This window comes from Pseudooceanicola marinus (assembly GCF_002786295.1).
In the GTDB taxonomy this organism is placed as follows: Bacteria; Pseudomonadota; Alphaproteobacteria; order Rhodobacterales; family Rhodobacteraceae; genus Pseudooceanicola; species Pseudooceanicola marinus.
In genome coordinates, this window is record NZ_PGTC01000021.1 from 43,687 (window position 1) to 62,961 (window position 19,275).

20 protein-coding genes are annotated in these 19,275 nt (G+C 65.0%); 8 read left to right on the plus strand and 12 right to left on the minus strand.

The genetic code is table 11. From position 1 onward, the window contains the following. Positions 1-29: 29 nt before the first annotated feature. The 6 genes from CVM50_RS16805 to CVM50_RS16830 all read left to right on the plus strand — a co-directional run bounded on the left by CVM50_RS16805 (position 30) and on the right by CVM50_RS16830 (position 4,248). The gene (locus CVM50_RS16805) at positions 30-464 is read left to right on the plus strand and encodes a VOC family protein (RefSeq protein WP_085886535.1); all 435 of its coding nucleotides are present in this window, start codon (positions 30-32) and stop codon (positions 462-464) included. Next, positions 454-1,173: a glutathione S-transferase family protein gene (locus tag CVM50_RS16810; RefSeq protein WP_085886534.1), complete on the plus strand. Its 720-nt coding sequence runs from the start codon at positions 454-456 to the stop codon at positions 1,171-1,173. The genes CVM50_RS16805 and CVM50_RS16810 overlap by 11 nt, the downstream gene beginning before the upstream one ends. Beyond that, positions 1,170-1,523, plus strand: coding sequence for a DUF1428 domain-containing protein (locus tag CVM50_RS16815; protein WP_043146993.1), 354 nt, complete (start codon positions 1,170-1,172; stop codon positions 1,521-1,523). The genes CVM50_RS16810 and CVM50_RS16815 overlap by 4 nt, the downstream gene beginning before the upstream one ends. 4 nt (positions 1,524-1,527) lie before the next feature. Next, positions 1,528-2,181 (plus strand): glutathione S-transferase family protein, encoded by a 654-nt coding sequence (locus CVM50_RS16820; RefSeq protein ID WP_085886533.1) that lies wholly within the window; start codon positions 1,528-1,530, stop codon positions 2,179-2,181. Then, a complete protein-coding gene (locus CVM50_RS16825; protein WP_085886532.1) occupies positions 2,178-2,531 on the plus strand; it encodes an alpha/beta fold hydrolase in 354 nt (117 codons plus the stop codon). The genes CVM50_RS16820 and CVM50_RS16825 overlap by 4 nt, the downstream gene beginning before the upstream one ends. A gap of 652 nt (positions 2,532-3,183) precedes the next feature. After that, positions 3,184-4,248 (plus strand): helix-turn-helix domain-containing protein, encoded by a 1,065-nt coding sequence (locus CVM50_RS16830; RefSeq protein WP_085886531.1) that lies wholly within the window; start codon positions 3,184-3,186, stop codon positions 4,246-4,248. Here the strand turns inward: CVM50_RS16830 and CVM50_RS16835 are convergent. Together CVM50_RS16835 and CVM50_RS16840 are read right to left on the minus strand one after the other, a co-directional pair. After that, the gene (locus CVM50_RS16835; protein WP_085886530.1) at positions 4,211-5,227 is read right to left on the minus strand and encodes an alpha/beta hydrolase family protein; all 1,017 of its coding nucleotides are present in this window, start codon (positions 5,225-5,227) and stop codon (positions 4,211-4,213) included. The genes CVM50_RS16830 and CVM50_RS16835 overlap by 38 nt on opposite strands. A gap of 373 nt (positions 5,228-5,600) precedes the next feature. Next, positions 5,601-6,470 (minus strand): LysR family transcriptional regulator, encoded by an 870-nt coding sequence (locus CVM50_RS16840; protein WP_085886529.1) that lies wholly within the window; start codon positions 6,468-6,470, stop codon positions 5,601-5,603. A gap of 138 nt (positions 6,471-6,608) precedes the next feature. On the opposite strand from CVM50_RS16840, the gene blaRCP reads away from it, so the two are divergent. Further along, the gene (blaRCP, locus tag CVM50_RS16845; RefSeq protein WP_085886528.1) at positions 6,609-7,490 is read left to right on the plus strand and encodes an RCP family class A beta-lactamase; all 882 of its coding nucleotides are present in this window, start codon (positions 6,609-6,611) and stop codon (positions 7,488-7,490) included. Positions 7,491-7,815: 325 nt separating this feature from the next. On the opposite strand, the gene CVM50_RS16850 is transcribed toward blaRCP, so the two are convergent. From CVM50_RS16850 to CVM50_RS16900, 10 genes are all read right to left on the minus strand, one after another. After that, the gene (locus CVM50_RS16850; protein WP_085886527.1) at positions 7,816-8,136 is read right to left on the minus strand and encodes a hypothetical protein; all 321 of its coding nucleotides are present in this window, start codon (positions 8,134-8,136) and stop codon (positions 7,816-7,818) included. A 32-nt stretch (positions 8,137-8,168) separates the two neighbouring features. After that, entirely contained in the window at positions 8,169-8,879 is a 711-nt protein-coding gene (locus tag CVM50_RS16855) for an orotate phosphoribosyltransferase (protein ID WP_085886526.1), read from the minus strand. Further along, positions 8,876-10,156, minus strand: coding sequence for a Zn-dependent hydrolase (locus CVM50_RS16860; protein ID WP_085886525.1), 1,281 nt, complete (start codon positions 10,154-10,156; stop codon positions 8,876-8,878). The genes CVM50_RS16855 and CVM50_RS16860 overlap by 4 nt, the downstream gene beginning before the upstream one ends. Continuing rightward, the gene (locus CVM50_RS16865) at positions 10,153-11,079 is read right to left on the minus strand and encodes a dihydroorotate dehydrogenase (protein WP_085886524.1); all 927 of its coding nucleotides are present in this window, start codon (positions 11,077-11,079) and stop codon (positions 10,153-10,155) included. Before CVM50_RS16865 ends, CVM50_RS16860 begins: the two co-directional genes overlap by 4 nt. Next, positions 11,076-11,921: a dihydroorotate dehydrogenase electron transfer subunit gene (locus CVM50_RS16870; RefSeq protein ID WP_085886523.1), complete on the minus strand. Its 846-nt coding sequence runs from the start codon at positions 11,919-11,921 to the stop codon at positions 11,076-11,078. The genes CVM50_RS16865 and CVM50_RS16870 overlap by 4 nt, the downstream gene beginning before the upstream one ends. A gap of 28 nt (positions 11,922-11,949) precedes the next feature. Beyond that, complete coding sequence (locus CVM50_RS16875) at positions 11,950-13,233, minus strand: TRAP transporter large permease (protein WP_085886522.1); 1,284 nt, start codon at positions 13,231-13,233, stop codon at positions 11,950-11,952. After that, the gene (locus tag CVM50_RS16880) at positions 13,230-13,727 is read right to left on the minus strand and encodes a TRAP transporter small permease (RefSeq protein WP_085886521.1); all 498 of its coding nucleotides are present in this window, start codon (positions 13,725-13,727) and stop codon (positions 13,230-13,232) included. The genes CVM50_RS16875 and CVM50_RS16880 overlap by 4 nt, the downstream gene beginning before the upstream one ends. A 106-nt stretch (positions 13,728-13,833) precedes the next feature. Further along, a complete protein-coding gene (locus CVM50_RS16885; RefSeq protein ID WP_085886520.1) occupies positions 13,834-14,844 on the minus strand; it encodes a TRAP transporter substrate-binding protein in 1,011 nt (336 codons plus the stop codon). A gap of 160 nt (positions 14,845-15,004) precedes the next feature. Next, on the minus strand, positions 15,005-15,886 hold the full coding sequence (locus tag CVM50_RS16890; RefSeq protein ID WP_198431928.1) for a helix-turn-helix domain-containing protein: 882 nt from the start codon (positions 15,884-15,886) through the stop codon (positions 15,005-15,007). 965 nt (positions 15,887-16,851) lie between these two features. Further along, positions 16,852-18,015, minus strand: coding sequence for an ROK family transcriptional regulator (locus CVM50_RS16900; protein WP_085886518.1), 1,164 nt, complete (start codon positions 18,013-18,015; stop codon positions 16,852-16,854). A 182-nt stretch (positions 18,016-18,197) separates the two neighbouring features. Between CVM50_RS16900 and CVM50_RS16905 the strand changes: the two genes are divergently transcribed. Continuing rightward, a complete protein-coding gene (locus tag CVM50_RS16905; RefSeq protein ID WP_085886517.1) occupies positions 18,198-19,214 on the plus strand; it encodes a sugar ABC transporter substrate-binding protein in 1,017 nt (338 codons plus the stop codon). Positions 19,215-19,275 lie beyond the last annotated feature (61 nt).

Below are 19,275 nucleotides of genomic sequence, written 5' to 3' on the forward strand. Positions count from 1 at the left end.
AATTACGATACGGCAAGGGAGGAATGGCAATGCCGCAAATGATCTTCGTGAACCTGCCGGTCGCGGACCTGAGGCGATCTGTCGAATTTTACGAGGCCATCGGCTTTTCCCGGGACCCGCGGTGCAGCAACGACCAGGCGGCCAGCATGGTCCTGTCGGACACCATTTGCGTGATGCTGCTGACCCATGAGTTCTGGGCAACTTTCACGTATCGTCGCCGCGTCGATCCGGCGCAGGAGGCGCAGGTGCTGCTTTGCATCAGCCGTGAAGACAGGGCTGCCGTTGATGCCATTACCGAAGCGGCGGTCTCTGCCGGGGGCATGGCCGACCCTTGCCCGGTGCAGGACCACGGCTTCATGTATGGACGTAGTTTCGCGGATCCCGATGGCCATATCTGGGAACCCATGTGGATGAGTGCCGAGGCCGTCGAGAAGGGCCCGGCGGAGGTGTCCGATGCCGGTTGATCCCGAAGCCGCCATCACCATCACCGCCTACGACTGGGTGCCGGACTTTGCCCAAGGGCAGGTCCGCGATCTGCGAGTACGCTGGGCACTTGAGGAAACGGGCCAGAACTACGCCGTTCGCTATCTCTCACAAGGGCAACAGAAGGAAGCCGCGCACCGCGCGCTGCAACCGTTCGGCCAGGTTCCGACCTACGAGGAGGGTGACCTCACGCTGTTCGAAAGCGGGGCGATCGTCTGGCATATCGCAGAGCGGTTCCCCGGTCTGCGGCCGACAGAGCCAGCGGGGCAGAGCTTGTCGCTGGAATGGCTGTTTGCCGCGCTGAACACCCTGGAGCCGCCGATCATGGATCGGGCACAGATGACGATCTTTGAAGTGGCCGAGCCCTGGGCGGGGCCGCGCCTGCCCAGCATCGACGAGCGGATCAACGAACGCCTGCAGGAGGCGTCCGATCGCCTCGGCACCGCGGAGTGGCTCGGCGGCAGTTTCTCTGCCGGCGACCTGATGATGGTCAGCGTCCTGCGGATCATCGAGGGCGAGGGTCTCGTCGAAGCCTTTCCCAACCTCGCCGACTATGTCGCGCGGGCCACCGAACGGCCGGCCTTCCAGCGGGCCCTGTCCGATCAGCTTGCCGGCTTCACGGGCAATCCGCCGCCCGGTTTCGACGAATGGATGGCGGACCTCAGAGCAAAACAAGGAGAGCTCGCATGACCTACGTTGCCGGATTTCTGACCCCGGTCCCGAACGGGAACAAGCAGGCCTACATCGAAAGTGCCCGCAAGGCCTGGCCGCTCTTCAAGGAATATGGGGCCCTGCAAATCATGGAGACCTGGGGCGACCAAGTTCCCGCGGGCGAGCACACCGATTTCAGGCGGGCCGTCGCGTTGGAAGACGGCGAGACGGTCTGTTTCTCGTGGATGATCTGGCCCGACAAGGAAAGCCACGACAGGTGTGGCGCCAGCATGGCAACCGATCCGCGCTGGCAGGAGATGGACATGCCCTTCGATGGCAAGCGCATGATGTGGGGCAGCTTCACGCCGATCTTCGAAGACAAGGCCTGACGCCATGAACCAGACGGCACCAGAGCAGCTGACGATCTGGACCTTCGACTGGGTGCCGGAGGGGCCGCGGGGCTATGTGCGTGACCTGCGGCTTGGCTGGGCCTGCGAAGAGGCCGGGCTGAGCTATCGCGTGGGCTCCGTGCCCTTCGAGGATCGCGGGGCGGAGCATCTTGCCATGCAGCCCTTCGGGCAGGTGCCGTATCTGACGGACGGAGATGTCAGCCTGTTCGAAAGCGGCGCCTGCCTGCTGCACCTCTCGGAGAAGAGCGAAACGCTCATGCCGCGGGAGAGGGCACTGCGGGCGGAAACCGTGTCCTGGGTCCTCGCGGCCCTGAACTCGGTCGAGATGTTCAGCGTGCCCTGGTGGTTCGTCGGACTGTCGTCCCCGCCGGAGAACCCCTTGGAGGGCTGGCTGCGGGCCCGTCTCGCTGTGCTGGAAGACGTCCTGACGGCACGCGACTGGCTGGTGGATGGTCGCTTTACCGCGGCGGATCTGATCCTGGCCGACGTCCTGCGTCCGCCCTGGATACGGGGGATCGGCGACTATCCCGCAACCGATGCCTACATCGATCGGATTTGCGCGCGGCCAGCCTTTGCCAGGGCACATGCGGACCAGATCGCGCATTTCTCCAGGGCCGACAAGACCCGCGAGGCATGAACGGCGGCTTGCCGTTCCTTGCCGCAAGGCGTCCAGTGATCGGGGTGGAACAGCAGGGCCATGGACGGACCGGCGGGCATGACGCGCCGATGTCTCTGGATGCGATGCGGGCAGACACCCTGGCCGTGCTGGACGCGCTCGACGTTGAGCGGGTTCACGCGGTGGGCTTCTCTATGGGTGGCATGCTAGCGCTGGATCTGGGTGTTTTCGCGCCCGAGGAGCTTGCCACGCTCGCGGTTCCGAGTCTGCTCGCCCTTGGAGACAGTGACTTCACCCCGGTCGCGCGTGGCGCGCATAGGGGCAGAACAGGATCTGCTCGAACGGTTGCGACCAATTCAGGATCAGGTTGAGCACTTAGGCGCGCGAGATCCTGATTTTGACCTCAAAACCTTCATGGATGCTGGTTGGGAGTCGTGGTGGCGAGAGGCCATTTCGGTGCGCTCTTCGTGCGCCCGAGTAACGATTAAAGCGGAGCTGGCGGCAGGTACAAAGATAGACATGTAACCTCCGGTCCAAACACGCCGTTCATGAAGCGCGCAGCAGATGATCGCTCCCAGCCCGTCCACGACCTTCGTGCCTCGGACCCGGCACCGACACGAAGGGTGGAAAGTGTGAATTGGCCACCGTGCATCGCGAAACGGCGCAGGCCGCGGAAGCGGACTTCTCTCCCGTAGGGGAGTTCATGAGCTGGCTTCAACAGATGCGTGTCGTTGTTCCAAACACCAGGCATGGCCATTCGCCATTTTCGGCCCGCCTCCTCCTTTGGCTGCGTGAAGCGTGACCGCAGCCGGAAGAGGACCAAGCAAAGCCCGGTTCAAAGTCAACTCACACCGATGGCATGCGATATCTTGTGATCTGGTTGAGTTCGTGCGGTATGGATTGTGCATGTACGCCTCGTTTCAAACCCCAAGACCAACAGACCAACAGACCAACAGACGAACAGGTCACAGGGGACTCAATTCGCCCTGTTTATGCAAATTGGGGCTGGGATAATGATGTCACATGATTCTGGTCCCGCTGCCTGCCGTTGTCGCGATCCTGCTTGGTTTCCTGCTCTGCCTTGTTGCGACCCGGCGAGAGCGCAGGTTCCGCGCCATCTCTGTGTTTCTCGCGGTCAGCATCGCACTCATGATCGTAGTCAGCCTGCGTTGGAGTTTTGACGCCCCGATTTTCCGCTTTCTGCAACCAGTGATCGCGGCACTGTTGCCACCGACGGCGTGGTTGTGCTTTTCGGGGCTCAGGGGCGGGAGACGACGTCCGGTCTGGCCGCATTTCCTCCCCGTCGCCCTGGTCTTTTTCTTGTCCCTGCTGTGGCCCCGTTTTCCGACACCGATTGACGCTCTGCTGGCAGGCTTGTTCCTCGGCTACGGCTGCGCCCTGATATGGCGCGGTATGGGGAGTGAGGAAGGCTTTGCTGCCGCGCGTCTGGGCGAGCCTGTGAGGCCTGGCCGTGTCGCAATTCTGGTCGGGATCTTGTTGCTGCTCTCAGGGACGGTCGATCTTGCCATCGCCTTCGATGTCGGCCTGAGCAGGGGCGCGCATATCGGGCTGATTGTGAGCCTTGGCAATATGCTGACCTTGCCTTTGATCGCCGGGGCGGCGCTTGTCGTGGCGCGCAGCCTGCCCGAGACCGAAGATCCCCCTCAGGAGGAGGCCGAGACGACGCCCGATATGCGGGACGTGCCGACGGCCGATGATGCGCATGTTCTGACCGAGGTTCATCGAATTCTGAGAGAACGCCATCTCTACCGCGACCCCGATCTGACGCTGGAGCGGCTGGCGCGGCGGGTCGGCATTCCGGCCCGGCATATTTCGCAGGCGATAAACCGTAAACTCGGGCGGAATGTCTCTCAGGAAATCAATCAGTGGCGTATCCGCGAGGCCCAGACGCTTCTCGAGCAAACCGACCGCGCCGTGACGGCGATCATGTTCGACTGCGGCTTTCAAACAAAATCGAATTTCAACACCACCTTCCGGCGCTTGACGGGTTTGTCGCCCAGCGACTGGCGCCGCCGGGCGACAAACGACCTCAGCGCGGGGGCATCGAGCGATCCAGAAACGCCGTGACCCTGTCCAGCACCTCGGCGTGAATCGCGGCTCGGCCCTGCTCTTTGCCATCGCGACAAACGATCCCGTCACCCGGGTCTTCCGTTTCGATCAGCGCTTCCGCGCCCGGTTTGCAAAGCTGAAGAAAGCTGAAATGCATCGCGTCCGGGAGTATGATTGTTTCCGTGGTCTCAGAGGGAAGATACCGCGCCAGCCAGCCGGTTTCCTGCTCGGCAGGCAAATCGCCGATGTCGATCCCTGCTCCGATCAGCAGCGCGGGAACCGTTATCCCGGCAACGCTTTCCGGCGTAAAGCCGCGCGCCATCCCCAGATCAAGCGTGACAAAGGCCCGGATGCGCGGATCGTGCATATCCTGTCCGAGTGCGGGGGCGGTTAGATTCAGGTCGTCCAATGCGCAAGCCCTCGAACGGGGGCCCGAGGCGCACTCCTGCGCGAAGAGATCAGGATCGAACCGCGCGCCGGCCAGTGCCGTGACGCTCCAGCCGCCGAGCGAATGGCCAATGGCCGCGATACGCCCCGGGTCGATGGCGCCGGCCAGCGCGGGATCTCCTGCCAGCGCATCGATGACCCGGCTGAGATCGCGCGGACGCTCCCTCAGCATTGCGGCCTGTTGCGGATCGCGGTTGAAATGCGTGGTTCCGGGATGGTCCGGCGCGGCCACGGCATAGCCGTCTTTGGCCAGCTCCTCCGCCAGCCAGCTCAGGTTGCGCCAGGTGCCACCATAGCCATGCGAGAGCACGACCAGCGGATGCGCCCCTTCCGAGGGCTGCGCATTGCGGAGAACCTTCGTGCCGACAAAGGCCGGGGTTTCTCCGACGATGGTTTCGGGTCCAGCCTCCGTGCTCGGATACCAGAGTGCGACATTCAGTGGACGCGGGGTTTCGCCGCCGATCCCAATGGTGCGAAAGCCGACGGAATCGGCCTGGGCAATGGATGTGAGGGCGATCAGCGCAATGGCGCTCAGGGATATTTTTAGCATTTTCAGGTCATTCCTTGGTCCAGACCTGAGCAGGCATACAGGCCAGAAACGGACTATGAGACCTGAAACGCGATTCAGGACCGGCTTGTTGAGCGAGATCCGCCTCAACCCAAAGGCCCGCTCTGTCCGCATGGCTGACCTTTGGTGATAGAGCGATGCTGACCGAACATACCCGTGAGCAAGCTTCAGTTCCAATGACCGCTTCCTGCGCTTCGCTGCCGTTCGACCAGGACGCAGCGAATGGCCGCTCCCCGCCCTTCGTGTCGGTCTTGGATCTCATGTTGCATAATGCATGAAGGGCATCCAGATGGCTGCTCACCGCGCTCCGCGGTGACTGGTGCGCACGGCAGGCTGGGTTGCACGAATTGGTTGGCTACTCAGCGCTCTGGCCGGTCAGCCAACGGGAGAACGTGCTCATCGCTGGGGTGGCAGGCCTGTCAGACGGCCAGGCGAGGTAGTAACTTCCGACCGAAACGGTGACCCCAAACGGCTGCGCCAGGCGACCCTGCGTGATGTAGCTTTCGAACATCGAGATCGGCAGCAGCGCAACGCCCGCGCCTGAGGTTGCCAGTTCGGCGAGTGCCACCGAGCTGTCGAAGACCGGCCCGGTGACAGGCGGGCAGGGCACGCCCGCGGCCTCGAACCAGCCCGGCCATTCGGCGCTTCGGTAGCTGCGCAGGAGTGTGACCTGCCCGAGGTCCGAAGGGTGCAGGAGCCGTGACGCAACGCCAGGCGCGCAGAGCGGCGCCATCGGTGCGTCTGCCAGCGGGATCGCATCGTGGCCGGTCCAGCCTCCGGTGCCGAAGCGGATCGCCATGTCGAGCCCTTCGCGCAGGATCTCCACGCGGTTGTTGTTGGTGGAGATCCTGAGGTCGATCTCGGGATGGGCCTGCCGGAACGCCTCGAGCCTTGGCATCAGCCAGCCCATCGCGAAGGTCGTGTTGACGCCGACCTTCAGCACCTCGATGTCGCGCCGCCCGCCGAGCCGGTCGAGCACCCGCGCCATCGCGTCGAAGCCATGTTCGAGCACGGGGAAGAGCAGGCGGCCCTCGTCAGTCGGCACCAGCCCTTGTGATGTCCTCAGGAACAGCGCCGCGCCTAGCAGGTCCTCAAGTCGTGCGACTTGGTGGCTGACGGCAGCTTGGGTGACGCGCAGCTCGATCGCGGCCTTGGTGAAGCTGCCCTGGCGCATGGCGACCTCGAATACGCGCAGGGCATTGAGCGGCAGGTCGGGGCGGTCCATGGCAGTACCTCAGCTAATGGTAGGCCATAAGATTTGTCGTTTGATGGCTGCGATCAAGCCGAAATATATAGTCCGCATGACATCATTTGATGTCGCCTCCCAGGCGCCAGTGGCGCAGATCCTGAAAGGAATGGTCTCATGCGGTTCCCCGCTTCCGTCCTGTCGCGTGTCGCGACAGGGCTCACTCTCGGCCTGTTCATGGCCACCGCCTCCCTCGCCGAAACGCCTGTCGAGGCGCTCTCGAACACCGTCGCCCGGATCGAAGAGCAGCTCGACGCCCGCGTCGGTCTCTCGCTTGTGGAGACCGGCTCGGGGTGGTCCTGGTCGCACCGCGAGGACGAGCGTTTCCTCATGAACAGCACGGTCAAGGTGCCGGTCTGCGGCGCCATCCTCGCACGCTGGGACGCGGGCACGCTGTCGCTCTCCGAAGCGCTGCCGGTGCGCAAGGCCGACCTTGTGCCCTATGCGCCGGTCACAGAGACGCGGGTCGGCGGCACCATGACCCTCGACCAGCTCTGCCTCGCGGCGATCGACATGAGCGACAACGTGGCGGCGAACCTCCTGATCGGGCATCTCGGCGGGCCGGAGGCAGTGACGCAGTTCTTCCGCAGCGTCGGCGACATTACGAGCCGTCTCGACCGCATCGAGCCCGAGCTGAACGACTTCACGCCTGGAGACGAGCGGGACACCACGAGCCCGGCCGCCATGTCCGAGACGCTGCGGGCGCTGCTGCTGAGCGACGCGCTGTCTCCGCAGGCCCGCGGGCAGCTGGCGGAGTGGATGCGCCACGGCGGCGTGACCGGCGCATTGCTGCGCGCCGAGGCCGACGACGACTGGCTGATCCTCGACAAGTCGGGCAGCGGAAGCCACACGCGCAACCTCGTCGCGGTGATCCAGCCTGACGGCGAGGCGCCCTGGATCGCGACGATGTTCGTCTCGGATACGGACGCGGAGTTCGAGGCTCGCAACGAGGCGCTGAAGGACCTGAGCAGGGCGGTGGTCGCTGTTGTTCGAGAGTGAAGTCTCTCGGGCGCGGCTTCCGCTCTGAGCCAGAAGAAGCGTTGGGCCGGGGCGCAGCGCGACATCGCGCGCTTGCGCAGCTGCCAGTGCCGGTGGACCTTACGGACAGGGTCTTGAGATCGAAGCGCCCTTGCAGCGCATCGAAATGGACGAGTGGCTGAACTCAAACGCAAAATCGCCTGACGGACGGAGACCCGTTACCGACGTCCAGAGCCTGATTTCGCGTCCGATTTGCCGCAGGGACGCGGGAGGGAAGAACGACGAAGGCCGGACCTTCGCAAGAAGAGCCGGCCTTCGAAAGCCTGGGGTGCCGTGATGTTTGCGCTCAGTCCAGTTCTGCCGCGCGGGTTGCGGCGATCTTGTTCAGGGCCTCGAGGATCTGGGCTGGGTCGCCGGCCGCATAGGCTGCGCCAAGGGCTTCGATCTCCTGTTTGAGGGTGTCAAAGCTTTGTTTGACCTCGGCGAACATCAGGGGCATGCGCTCGTGGCGGTCGACGAAGGCGTCGATAGTCGTCGCCAGCAGGTAGAAGGCGGCCGCATGGTCGGGGATCTCGGCGGCCTTTTGCCACGACATCTGCGAAGCTGCCCGGTAGGCATGGATACCGTTGCCCTGTTCGGCGAGCGTCTCCAGAAGCGGGGTGAACATAGGTGTCTCCTTTCGGAACGGGACGTGAAGGGTCAGAAGGAAAGACTGCCGACGCCGCCATGGGCGGCCGACCAGTCGAGAGGGGCGTCGATGAAGGCCCGCAGCGCATCCAGCGCCGGGCGGGGGAAGCTGTCGCGGGTCTCGGCCTCGGCCAAGATGTCGCCCCAGTTGGCCAGGGCATGCAGGCGCAGGCCGTGCTGGTCCAGCGCGACACGGGTCTCGGGGAAGATGTCGTAGTGGAACAGCATCAGCACGTGCGACACCTTCAGCCCGGCTTCGCGCAGGGCCTGACAGAAACGGATCTTCGAGGCGCCGTCGGTGGTCAGATCCTCGATCAGCAGGACCCGCTGGCCTGGGGTCGAGACGCCCTCGATCCGCGCCGCCGGGCCGAAGCCCTGGGCGCGCTTGCGCACGTATTGCATCGGCAGGCCGGACAGGGCCGCGATCCAGGCGGCGAAGGGGATGCCGGCCGTTTCGGCGCCGGCGACAGCATCGATGCGGTCGCGCCCGATCTCGGAGTCCAGGATCTCGGTCGCGAAGCCCATCATCATCTCGCGCAGCGCGGGGTAAGAGATTACCTTGCGGACATTGATGTAGACCGGGCTGGCCACGCCGGAGGACAGGATGAAGGGCCGCTGGTCCGCGCATTCCACGGCGCCGATGTCCAGCAGCGCCCGCGCGGTGCGGCGGGCAAAGTCTTTGCGGGTCTCGGGCGAGAGCTGCATTGGCAGGGCTTCCTTCATTCTTCCGCCTCCAGATAAGCGGAGAGGATCGCCGTGCCTACGAGGAAATCGCCGATTTCCATCGCTTCGTCGGGATTGTGGCTGCCATTGCGGTTTCGCACGAAGACCATACCGGCGGGAATGCCCGCTTGGGCGAAGATCGCCGCGTCATGGCCGCCGCCCGAGGGCATGGTGAAGGGCTCGTCCGTGACCCGGGCCATGGCTGTCTCCAGCCCGGCGATGACGGTGGGGTCCATAAGGGCAGGGGCCACGGCCACCTCGGCGCCGGTGTCGAAACGCACGCCACGGCTACGGCCGATGTCGTCCATCTGCTCGCGCAGGTAGGCGCGCATCTGGTCGAGGATCGCCGCATCCTGCGAACGGATGTCGAGCGAGAAGCCCAGCTCGTCCGGAATGCGCGAGATCGCGTGCGAGGCCGGGTCGGTGCCCACGATGCCCGAGGTCAGCACCAGGTCGCGCCCGGTCCGTAGTAGGTGATCCCAGGTATCGTCCAGCCGGTGCATCAGTTCGGCGAAGGCCAGCACCGGGTCGTGGCGGTAGGCGCGGGGCACGGCGCCGGAGTGCCCGGCCTCGCCGATGCAGCGCACCAGCCGGTGGCGGAAGTTGCCCCGGATGCCCGAGACGACGGCGGCGGGCAGGCCCCGTTCGACCAGCAGCGGGCCCTGCTCGATGTGCAGTTCCAGGTAGCCTTCGATCTTTGACAGGTCGCAGATCGGGGTCCGCGCGGCCAGCGGCGCGGTGTCGATGCCCAGGCCGTCCAGGTGATCACGCAGCGAGCGGCCATCGCCCTTGTGGGCCGCGGCAAGCTCCGCGTCGGGCAATTGCCCGGTCAGCATCTTGGAGCCCAGGTAGCAGGCGCCGAACCAGGCGCTTTCCTCGCCGCGCATGGCCAGGCATTTGACCGGGCGCCGGAAGGAACGCCCGCTGCGCGCGGCGCGGATCAGGACGATCAGCCCCGCCACGACGCCCGCCAGGCCATCGTAGTTGCCGCCCATGGGCACGCTGTCGACATGGCTGCCGATCAGCACCCAGCTTTCCGCCTGCGCATCCTTGGGCAGGCAGAACAGCAGGTTGCGGCCTGCGTCTTCTTCGACGTGCAGGCCCTCGGTGCGGGCGAAATCGGCCAGCCAGTCCAGCGTCCGCGTCTCGATGTCCGAAAAGGCAGGGCGGCTGACGCCCGCGCTGTCGGGCGAGAGGGCGCGAATGCCGTCGAAGACCTGCGCCGCCAGGGCGCCCATGGCCGCATCGTCGTGGCCCTTGAAGGATTGCAGCATCATGCGGCCTCTCCGCCCGGGATCTGCACCGAGCCGATGATCTCGCCGAGCGAGGTGACGCCCTGCGCCTGCATCCAGTCCGAGAGTTCTGCGATCAGCCGGGCCATGACGGTGGGCGACTGGAAGGTGGCGGTGCCGACCTGCACGGCGGCGGCGCCGGCGATGAGGAATTCTAGCACGTCGTCCAGCGTGGCGATGCCGCCGCAGCCGATCACCGGCACGCGGCAGGCGTGGGCGCATTGGTAGGTCATGCGCAACGCTATGGGCTTCACCGCGGGGCCGGACATGCCGCCCATGACGTTGCCCAGCCTGGGCTGCCGGGTGCGCACGTCGATGGACATGCCAAGCGCAGTGTTCGCGGTGACGATGGCATCGGCGCCCTCGGCTTCGGCGGCCAGGGCCACGGCGACCGGTTCTCCGGTGTTGGGCGTCAGCTTGGCCCAGAGCGGCAGGTCCGTCTCGGCCCGCAGGCGGCGCATCACTTCGGCGGTGGTGTCGGGACGCATCGCGAAGGCGTTGCCGTCTGCCTCGATGTTCGGGCAGGAAATATTGGCCTCGATCGCCGCCACGCCGGGCAGCGAGACCTCGGCGGCGAGGCGGGCGAACTCATCCATCGAATGGGCCGAGATCGAGACCACTAGCGGCGCCTTGTAGTCGGACCAATAGGGCAGCATCCGGTCGCGGAAATCGTCGATCCCTTTGGACGGGATGCCGATGGCGTTCAGCATGCCGCCCTGCAGGTCGCAGACCCGGGGCGTCGGGTTGCCGGCGCGCTTGCCGTGCATGATCGTCTTCAACACATGGGCGCCCAGCACATCCAGGTCGAAAACATCCGATAGATCCTCGGAGAAGGTGCCGGAGGCGGGCATGATCGGGTTGGCGAAGGTCAGCTCGCCGACTTTGACGGAGAGGTCGGAGGTGCTCATGCGATGGCCTCCGAGATGGGAAAGACTGGACCTTCGCGGCAGACACGGCGGTGGACGACCTCGTTGCCTTCGCGGAAGGGGCGGACGCAGGCCTGGCACATGCCCAGGCCGCAGGCCATCTGCTGCTCCATGGCGATTTCGCCGGGGATGCCATGCTTCTGGCCCAGGCGCTGCAGCATGGTCAAAAGACGGCGGGAGCCGCAGGTGTAGAAGGCATCGACACTGCCTGCGGCGATGCGCGCCTCAATCAGGGCTTCCAGCGCCGGCACTTCGGACGAGCCGTCTTCGTCATGCACCACGATGACCTCGGCGCCGTAGCTGCGGAAGAGGTCGACCGACATGGCCAGTTCCGGGCTGCGGGCCGAGCAGATCGCGGTCAGGCTGCGGCCCTGTTGCTGTGCCATCCGGGCGAGTGGCGCCAGGGTGGCCAAGCCCACGCCGCGCGCCACCAGCATCAGGTTCTGCCAGGCGTCGGGCATGGTGAAGCCCTGGCCCAGCGGGCCCAGCACGTTCAGCGTGTCGCCCGCGCGCAGGGTGGCCAAGCCACGGGTGCCGGCGCCTGCGATCTTGTAGAGGAACTGCAACTGCTCTGCGTGGGCGTCGTAGCCGTAGATCGACATCGGGCGGCGCAGGAAGGGGTGCTCGCCCTCGGGTACTGGGCAGAGCAACTGGAAGAACTGGCCCGGGGCGCAGTCCAGCACCTCGGCCGGGGCGTCCAGGGTCAGCAGGCGGTACTCGCCGTTGACCGGCATGTTCGAGAGTACGATGGCCCGGGCCTCGGCGCAGCGTGCGGTGACACCGGGCGAGGGGGGGACGGACAGGATTGAGGGGATGAGGGTCATGAGAGGACCTTTCGGGGAAGTGCGCGGATCAGCCGTAGATCAGGCGTGGCACGAAGAGGGATATCTGCGGGATGTAGGTGATCAGCAGGAGCACGATCACGTTGACCAGCACGAAGGGCCAGACGCCGCGGATGATGTCGGCCACCGGTTTGCCCAGGGTCGAGGAGGCGACGAAGATGTCCAACCCGAAGGGTGGGGTGATCATGCCCAGGCAGACGTTGAAGGTGACCAGCATCCCGAAGTGCACCGGATCGATGCCGAAACTCTGCGCCACGGGGTAGAGCGGCGGCACGAGGACCAGCAGGGTCGAGTTCGGGTCGATGAACATGCCGGCGATGAAGAAGCAGATGTTCACCGCGATCAGGAAGGCGATGCGGCCGGCGTCGGCGCTGTCCAGCAGCCCCAGGATCGCCGTCGGTACCTGCGCCAGCGTCACGAAGAACGAGATCAGACCCCCCATGGCCAGCAGCACGAAGATGATCGAGGTGTTGATCGCGCTGTCTTCGGTGATCTTGACCAGGGCGCCCCAGTTCAGGCTGCGGAAGACTAGGGTCTCGACCAGGATGGCATAGACCACGCTGACGGCGGCGGCCTCGGTGGGGGTGATCACGCCCGAGTAGATGCCGCCCAGGATGATGACCGGCATGCCAAGCGCCCATTTCGCGTTCCAAATGGCGCGCAGGCGGGCGCCCCAGGGCAGGCGGTCGCTGTGGCTGACGTTGTCGCGGCGGGCCTGGATCTCGACGAAGATGGCAAAAGCCACGCCGAGCACCAGGCCCACGCCCAGCCCTGCGGCGAACAGCTGCGAGATCGATGTGCCGGTAATCCAGCCGTATACGATCAGCGTGATTGAGGGCGGGATCAGCAGAGCGGTTTCGGCGGAGGAGACGAGCAGCCCCAGCGAGAACTTCTCGGAATACCCGGCCTTCCGCATCTCGGGGTAGACCATGCGGCCCATGGCCGCGACGGTGGCGGGGGCAGAGCCTGAGACGGCGCCGAAGGCCATGGAGCCGCCGACCACCACGTGGCCGATGCCGCCGCGGCTGTGACCGACCAGCGCGGTCACCACGCCCACCAGCTGGCGGGCGATCTGGCCCGAGCCCATGAGGTTGGCCGCGAAGATGAAGAAGGGGATGGCCAGCAGAGTCGAATGGTCGATTCCGCCGACGATCTTCTGCACCACCGCCGCATCGGGCAGACGGCCGTAGAAGGCTTCCTTGTAAGCCAGCGCGGGCAGGCCCAGCACCAGGAACATTTCGAAGCCGGCGACAAGCAGCAGCACGGCAAGAAGGAGGATGAGGGCGAGGATCATTCTGCCTGCTCCTGTGCGTTGAAACGGTCGATGATACCGAACAGGCTGAGGCCATAGCGCAGCGCCAGCAGCAGGAATCCCACGACGGGGGCGAGGTAGATGTAGCCCATGGGCACGCCCAGCGTGGGCGAGGCCTGGCCGGACTTCAGGACGAATTGCACCAGGCTGAAAGCCAACCAGGCCAAGTAGAGGCCAAAGAACAGGCCGCAAAGGTCGATCAGCTTGCAGACCGCGCGGATGGCGCCGGCCGGTAGACGTTCGCGTAGGTTGGTGATGCCGACGTGCTTGCCGCGTTCAAGCGCCAGGCCCAGGGCCAGGAAAACGAGGAAGAGGTTCATCATCCGCACCGCTTCCTCGACCCAGGCGAAGCGCGAGGCGAAGGTGCCCCCGATTTCGCGGGTGACGACAGAGCCGGTGTAGAGAACCACCATTGCAAGGAAGAGAGCCACCAGAAGGCTGCGCTCGATCGTCCTCAGCAGGGTCAGGAATTTCATGGGATGTGCCTCGTACAGTCGGGGCGGGCCGCCTGAAGAAGTGGGGCCGGAAGGGGGAGGGCCCGCCGCGAAGGACGGGCCCGGGGAGCGAAGCCGTGGAAACGGCTTAATGAAGGGCCTCGTAGGCTTCTTCGTAGGTGGACAGCAGGGCCTTGCCGGTGTCGCCGGCCTTGGCGACATAGGCCTCGGAGGCCGGGCCAAAGGTGGCTTCGCGCAGCGCGGCGCGTTCTTCCTCACCGGCGACGCGGACGTTGGTGCCGGCGGCCTCGATGGTTTCCAGCGCTTCTTCCACAGCGGCGGCCTTGTGGGCGGTCAGCTCGGGGATGACTTCGTGGAAGGCGGTGGTGATCACCTCCTGGTACTCGGCCGGCAGGCTGTCCCACCACATCGGGTTGAACAGCACGACGTCCTCCATCGCGCCGTGATCAGAGACCACGAGGTACTCCTGCACCTCGTAGAACTTCATGTTCATGATGGTATCCAGCGGGTTCTCTTCCCCGTCCACGACGCCGGTCTGCAGCGAGGTGTAGAGCTCGCCGAAGGGCAGGGCGATGGCCGAGGCCCCAAGGGCGTTGAACTGTTCGATCAGGATCGAGCTGTCCATGACGCGAAACTTCTGGTCGGCGAAGTCGGCCAAGGTGTCGAGCGGCTTGTTCGAGGTGAACTGCTTCTTGCCGTTGGGCCAGAGCGTCACGGCGAACATGCCCTTGTCCGAGAAGGTGTCCAGCAGCGCCTGGCCGAAAGGACCGTCGCGCAGTTCCTGCGCCTTGGCGTCGTCTTCGGGCAGAAGGTAGGGGATGTCCATGATCGACACGGCCGGGTTGAAGCCGCCGAGGAAAGCGGCGGGGGCCACGGTGCCCTCGATGGTGCCTAGCTGGACGCCTTCGTTCATCTGGCGCTGGTTGCCCAGCTGGCCCTGCGGGAAGATCTGGAACTCGACCTCGCCGTCGGTGCGCTCTTTCACCAGTTCGGCAACCTTCTCAAGCGTCACGTTGCGGCTTTGCGCCGGGCTTTCGAGGTGACCGATTTTGGCGACGTATTCCTGCGCCTGCGCGCCGGAGGCCAGAACCAGGCCCAGTGCGGTCAGTCCGGAGAGGACGGTGGTTTTGCGGAACATCTGTGACTCCCTGTCATGCTCATCTTGTCTGATGCCTGAAGGATCACGATGGTCGTGCAAGGGGTCAACGGAAAAATCTAAAAAATGAGACGGCAGGGAAAATTTATCGGATGGTCAGCTTTAGGTCGTCTAGTTTTTGAGCGGAGGGGGTGACGGCCGCTTAGCGAATCCCGTGCCGTTCGATCAGCGCATCGACGTGGTCGGCAGCCTCGCGACCCTTGAGCGAGCTGGTCCAGAGGCGTTGGGTGATCCCTTCGTGCAGCTCCAGCGCCTCGGGGGCCGAGGTGATCAGGCCGACACCGATCCCGATGTTGGGGTTATGGCCCAGCCGGAAGGGCGAAATGGTCAGAGTCGACTCGCTGCCCTTGCGCACGATCTGGAAAGAGGTCGCGGGAATCGGCTCGCGCGCGACGCCGACCTGGATTCCGATGAGCGGTTCACGCAGCATCGCCGAGATATGCTGTGCTTCGCGCAGGGCCATGCGGCGGCGGGCGTCCAGCGTCGCGGGGGGCAGCTCGCTGCGGCCGATCAGGCCCTCGCGCAGGAAGCGTTCGATGTCCGCGTCCGAGATGATCGAGGCCAGGTGCGGCCGGCGTTGATCGAAGCGCGTCTTTCTTTTCTTCAGGATATCAAGGATCTGATCGACATCCTTCCCCTGGTCGGCGGTGGTCGATTCGCGCATCACGTCTGCCAGCACGGCGTCATAGCCGCCCGTGGTGACCAAGTAGGAGATCGGGCTGAAGAGGCCGATGATCTGCTCGCTATCCTCTTCGATCTGGCGCATCCGCTCGAAGAAGCTGACGGCGTTGTCGACATATTCGATGCCCACGCCCAGCAGGGAGGGCAGGGAAACCTGCAGTTCGTCCGCGATGGCGGTCAGCATCTCGATCTTGGCGATTTCGCCTTTTTCGGCGCGGTAGAGCGCTGCGCGAGAGATGCCGAGGCGGGCGGCCAGATCCTCTGGCGACAGGGCGCGGCCTAGCCTGTGGGCGCGCAACCGGGCGCCCAGCTCGACGAAATTCACCTTGTTTGCCTGCGTCACGGGCTGGCCCCTCCGGATCTTTCTGACGGTCCTTGTGGCTGGCGGCGCAATGCGCCCCGGCCATGGTCCGTCTCGGAAATGATCCAATCACGAGATGCAAGCCTCTGCAATCCCAGCTGGATTCGATGACTCTCCAAGTTTTGAAGGGAAAACGTCGGCTTTCAGACGAAGGGATCAGGCGCCAATCAGCTGCATTTTTTTAGATCTTCCACATTTGGCGCCCCCTTTTTGGGCGATTTTTCCCATTTTTTGAGAAGAACGTGCCGCGCAGTCTAAAAAATGAGAGCTGGCGCTTGAATCTCGCGCCGCCTGCCGCTCGGAACTGGGGCCGAAGTCGTATGCGAAGAAGAGGACATCCCTCGTGATCAGTGTGTCCGGCCTGACGAAGCGGTTCGAAATGGACGGCGGTGCCTCCGTCTTGGCCCTGTCGCCCGTCACCCAGCACATCTGCGGTCTGCCAGGCGGCAGTAATGCTCGGCTTCCTTAAGGGTCTGCCAACCTCCCCAGCTCATGAATTGATGCGCCGAGGCTCCACCCTCGGCTAGAGCGAATCCGCGGCTCTTTCTCAGGCTGTGTGCGCACTTCTCGACGCCGGCGGCGGTCCTGGGCATGAAGGCCGGGGCCTTCACTTTCGACTGCCGAAACACCATCACTCCGTCGCGGTCGACGTGGCCAGGGCCGATAGACACCGCGTCGATAGGTCGGAAGCCCGTCCAGGAAATCACCTCGAAGCACACTGCCGACAGCGGCACGCCGGACCAATAGCCAGGCGCCGACACGAAGGGCGGACAGCGGAGGCTCGCTGCGCAATCGAATACCCTGCGCGGGTCCGCCGAACCGACACTCGACAGTTCGCAACTCAGCTTCACGCAACGCCGCTGCAAGATCGCTTCGCGCTCACTTCTACGGATCATTCGGAGCAGAAGACAAATGCGCGCATCCCGCAATGCGATGACCGGAGGGCTTCACTCCACAAGGTAGCGTGCGACGATCGGACGATAGCCCGCACCGAGCGCGCAGGCCTTGGTTCCCAGCGTGCCGGCGACGATCTGCGGGCGGTGGATGCCCCTCGCGTCCCAGACCGCAACGAGGGCGTCGACCCGCGACACCAACGTCTCCCGCACCTCGGAGGGAAAGCTGCCGTCGATGACGATGACGGGAACATCGAGGACGGCCACGAGGGTCATGCTGGCCGCCGCGATCTGCCGGGCCGTCTCTTCGATCCAGGTCGCTTTCAGGTCGTCGAAGCCGAGCCAGGCATCCTGCTTCAGCAGCGACGCCCCATCCCCGGGACTGCGCGCATCGAGGCGACGTTCGAGACTGTGGATCGAGGCGAACTCGACCATCTGTGTCATGGCACCGTCCGCCCCCGGCACGGGCAGCGAGGCCAGGGCCCCGGCATTTCCGCGCGTCCCGAGATAGAGGCGCCCGTCGATGACGATACCGCCCCCCAGGAAGGCGCCGACATAGATATAGCCGAAATCCGGCAGGTCCCGCGCGGCACCGAAAAGATGCTCGCCATGGCAGGCGAGAGAGCCGTCATTGCCGACGAAGGCGGGCAGCCCGAGCGCTTCGGAGAAGGCTTCCTGCGCCGGGAAGTCGCGCCAGGCCTGCATCTCGGCCTGGGGGGCGTCGAGAAGGTCCAGCCAGTTCCACAGGTCGAAGGGCATCCCGATTCCGATCCCCGCGATGCGCTCTCTCTGCTCCGGCGTCAGGATCTTGCCGAACGCCTCGAGCCCGGCCCGCGCGAGGTCGAGGCATAGCGAGGGCGTCGGATAGGCATAGGTGGCCGTGCGCTGGCCCAGCACCCGCCCCTCGAAATCGATGAGGATCAGGTCGGAACGCCGCCTGCCGATCCGCAACCCGATCGAGAACGCGCCGTTCGGATTAAGGCTGATCGGCCGCGACGGCTTGCCGATCCCGCCCCGAACGGGCGCGCCGCGCTGGACGAGTCCCTCGGCCTCAAGCTTGCGGGTGATGACCGAGGCCGATTGAACGGAAAGATCCATCCGCCGGGCGATCTCGGCCGCCGGCGTTGGCCCTTCCTGCCGGAGCAGGTTCAGGATCGCCCGTTCGTTCGCGCTGCGCTCCTGCGCGGCGGCCAGGCGATCTTGCAGCATATCGTCCATGTCAGCCCCTCCCTTCGGCTATTTTTGTCAACCAGACTTTATAAAGCAAGTTTACAAAAGGCATTGACGAGCGCTTTTTCGTTGGTCCATGCTCTGCCTGCCGACTGGAGGAGTCGGCCGCTTTCGGCAGTTCGGTGGGCTTGACCTGTCGCAACCGTGGGCAAAATTCAGGAGGAGACATCATGAAATACGCAACGGCACTCACGGCCATGGCGCTTGCCGTGTCCGGCGGCGCGGCGATGGCGCAGGACCAGACCACGGCCTGCCTGATCACCAAAACGGACACCAACCCGTTCTTCGTGAAGATGCGTGAAGGCGCGCAACAGAAGGCGGAAGAGCTGGGCATCGAGCTGATGAACTTCGCCGGCAAGTATGACGGCGACCACGAAACGCAGGCCCAGGCCATCGAAACCTGCATCGCCGCCGGAGCCGACGGTATCCTGCTGCTGGCCTCGGACACCTCGTCGATCGTGTCCTCAGTCGAACAGGCCCAGGAGGCGGGTGCCATCGTGATTGCCCTGGATACGCCGCTGAGCCCGGCGGATGCAGCGGACGCGACCTTCGCGACGGACAATTTCCGTGCCGGTGAGCTGATCGGGCAATGGGCCGCCGCCAAGCTGGGCGACGCGGCCGAGGACGCCCGCATTGCGTTCCTCGACCTGAATGTCAGCCAGCCCACGGTGGGCGTGCTGCGCGACCAGGGTTTCATGCAGGGCTTCGGGATCGATATCAAGGATCCGGGCCGCTACGGGGACGAGGATGACCCGCGCATCGTCGGACATGACGTGACGCAGGGCAACGAGGAAGGCGGTCGCCGCGCCATGGAGAACCTGCTGGCGAAGGACCCCAACATCAACGTGGTCTACACGATCAACGAACCCGCCGCCGCTGGCGCCTACGAGGCGCTGGACGCGCTTGGCCGGGCCGACGACGTGCTGATCGTGTCGGTCGATGGCGGCTGCCCGGGCGTCCAGAACATCCGCGACGGGGTGATCGGGGCGACGGCGCAGCAATACCCTCTGGACATGGCGGCCCTCGGGATCGAGGCGATCCACCAGTATGCTCAGGACGGCACGCTGCCGCAGCCGACCGAAGGCAAGGACTTCTTCGACACCGGGGTCGAGCTCGTGACGGGCGAACCGGTCGAGGGCGTCACGTCGATCACCGTGGACGAGGGGCTGGAGCGGTGCTGGGGCTGATCCAGACCGCGACACGCCAAGCCTGAAAGAGCCGGGGCGCATGCGCCCCGGTCATAACGCC

What these genes read in the sequence shown, in the direction of transcription:
- CVM50_RS16875 (WP_085886522.1), bottom strand. Translation starts at nt 13,233, where the DNA reads ATGATCCTCGCCCTCATCCTCCTTCTTGCCGTGCTGCTGCTTGTCGCC.
- CVM50_RS16815 (WP_043146993.1), top strand. Translation starts at nt 1,170, where the DNA reads ATGACCTACGTTGCCGGATTTCTGACCCCGGTCCCGAACGGGAACAAG.
- CVM50_RS16830 (WP_085886531.1), top strand. Translation starts at nt 3,184, where the DNA reads ATGATTCTGGTCCCGCTGCCTGCCGTTGTCGCGATCCTGCTTGGTTTC.
- CVM50_RS16825 (WP_085886532.1), top strand. Translation starts at nt 2,178, where the DNA reads ATGAACGGCGGCTTGCCGTTCCTTGCCGCAAGGCGTCCAGTGATCGGG.
- blaRCP (WP_085886528.1), top strand. Translation starts at nt 6,609, where the DNA reads ATGCGGTTCCCCGCTTCCGTCCTGTCGCGTGTCGCGACAGGGCTCACT.
- CVM50_RS16805 (WP_085886535.1), top strand. Translation starts at nt 30, where the DNA reads ATGCCGCAAATGATCTTCGTGAACCTGCCGGTCGCGGACCTGAGGCGA.
- CVM50_RS16880 (WP_085886521.1), bottom strand. Translation starts at nt 13,727, where the DNA reads ATGAAATTCCTGACCCTGCTGAGGACGATCGAGCGCAGCCTTCTGGTG.
- CVM50_RS16835 (WP_085886530.1), bottom strand. Translation starts at nt 5,227, where the DNA reads ATGCTAAAAATATCCCTGAGCGCCATTGCGCTGATCGCCCTCACATCC.
- CVM50_RS16820 (WP_085886533.1), top strand. Translation starts at nt 1,528, where the DNA reads ATGAACCAGACGGCACCAGAGCAGCTGACGATCTGGACCTTCGACTGG.
- CVM50_RS16810 (WP_085886534.1), top strand. Translation starts at nt 454, where the DNA reads ATGCCGGTTGATCCCGAAGCCGCCATCACCATCACCGCCTACGACTGG.
- CVM50_RS16905 (WP_085886517.1), top strand. Translation starts at nt 18,198, where the DNA reads ATGAAATACGCAACGGCACTCACGGCCATGGCGCTTGCCGTGTCCGGC.
- CVM50_RS16900 (WP_085886518.1), bottom strand. Translation starts at nt 18,015, where the DNA reads ATGGACGATATGCTGCAAGATCGCCTGGCCGCCGCGCAGGAGCGCAGC.
- CVM50_RS16840 (WP_085886529.1), bottom strand. Translation starts at nt 6,470, where the DNA reads ATGGACCGCCCCGACCTGCCGCTCAATGCCCTGCGCGTATTCGAGGTC.
- CVM50_RS16860 (WP_085886525.1), bottom strand. Translation starts at nt 10,156, where the DNA reads ATGATGCTGCAATCCTTCAAGGGCCACGACGATGCGGCCATGGGCGCC.
- CVM50_RS16885 (WP_085886520.1), bottom strand. Translation starts at nt 14,844, where the DNA reads ATGTTCCGCAAAACCACCGTCCTCTCCGGACTGACCGCACTGGGCCTG.
- CVM50_RS16870 (WP_085886523.1), bottom strand. Translation starts at nt 11,921, where the DNA reads ATGACCCTCATCCCCTCAATCCTGTCCGTCCCCCCCTCGCCCGGTGTC.
- CVM50_RS16855 (WP_085886526.1), bottom strand. Translation starts at nt 8,879, where the DNA reads ATGAAGGAAGCCCTGCCAATGCAGCTCTCGCCCGAGACCCGCAAAGAC.
- CVM50_RS16850 (WP_085886527.1), bottom strand. Translation starts at nt 8,136, where the DNA reads ATGTTCACCCCGCTTCTGGAGACGCTCGCCGAACAGGGCAACGGTATC.
- CVM50_RS16865 (WP_085886524.1), bottom strand. Translation starts at nt 11,079, where the DNA reads ATGAGCACCTCCGACCTCTCCGTCAAAGTCGGCGAGCTGACCTTCGCC.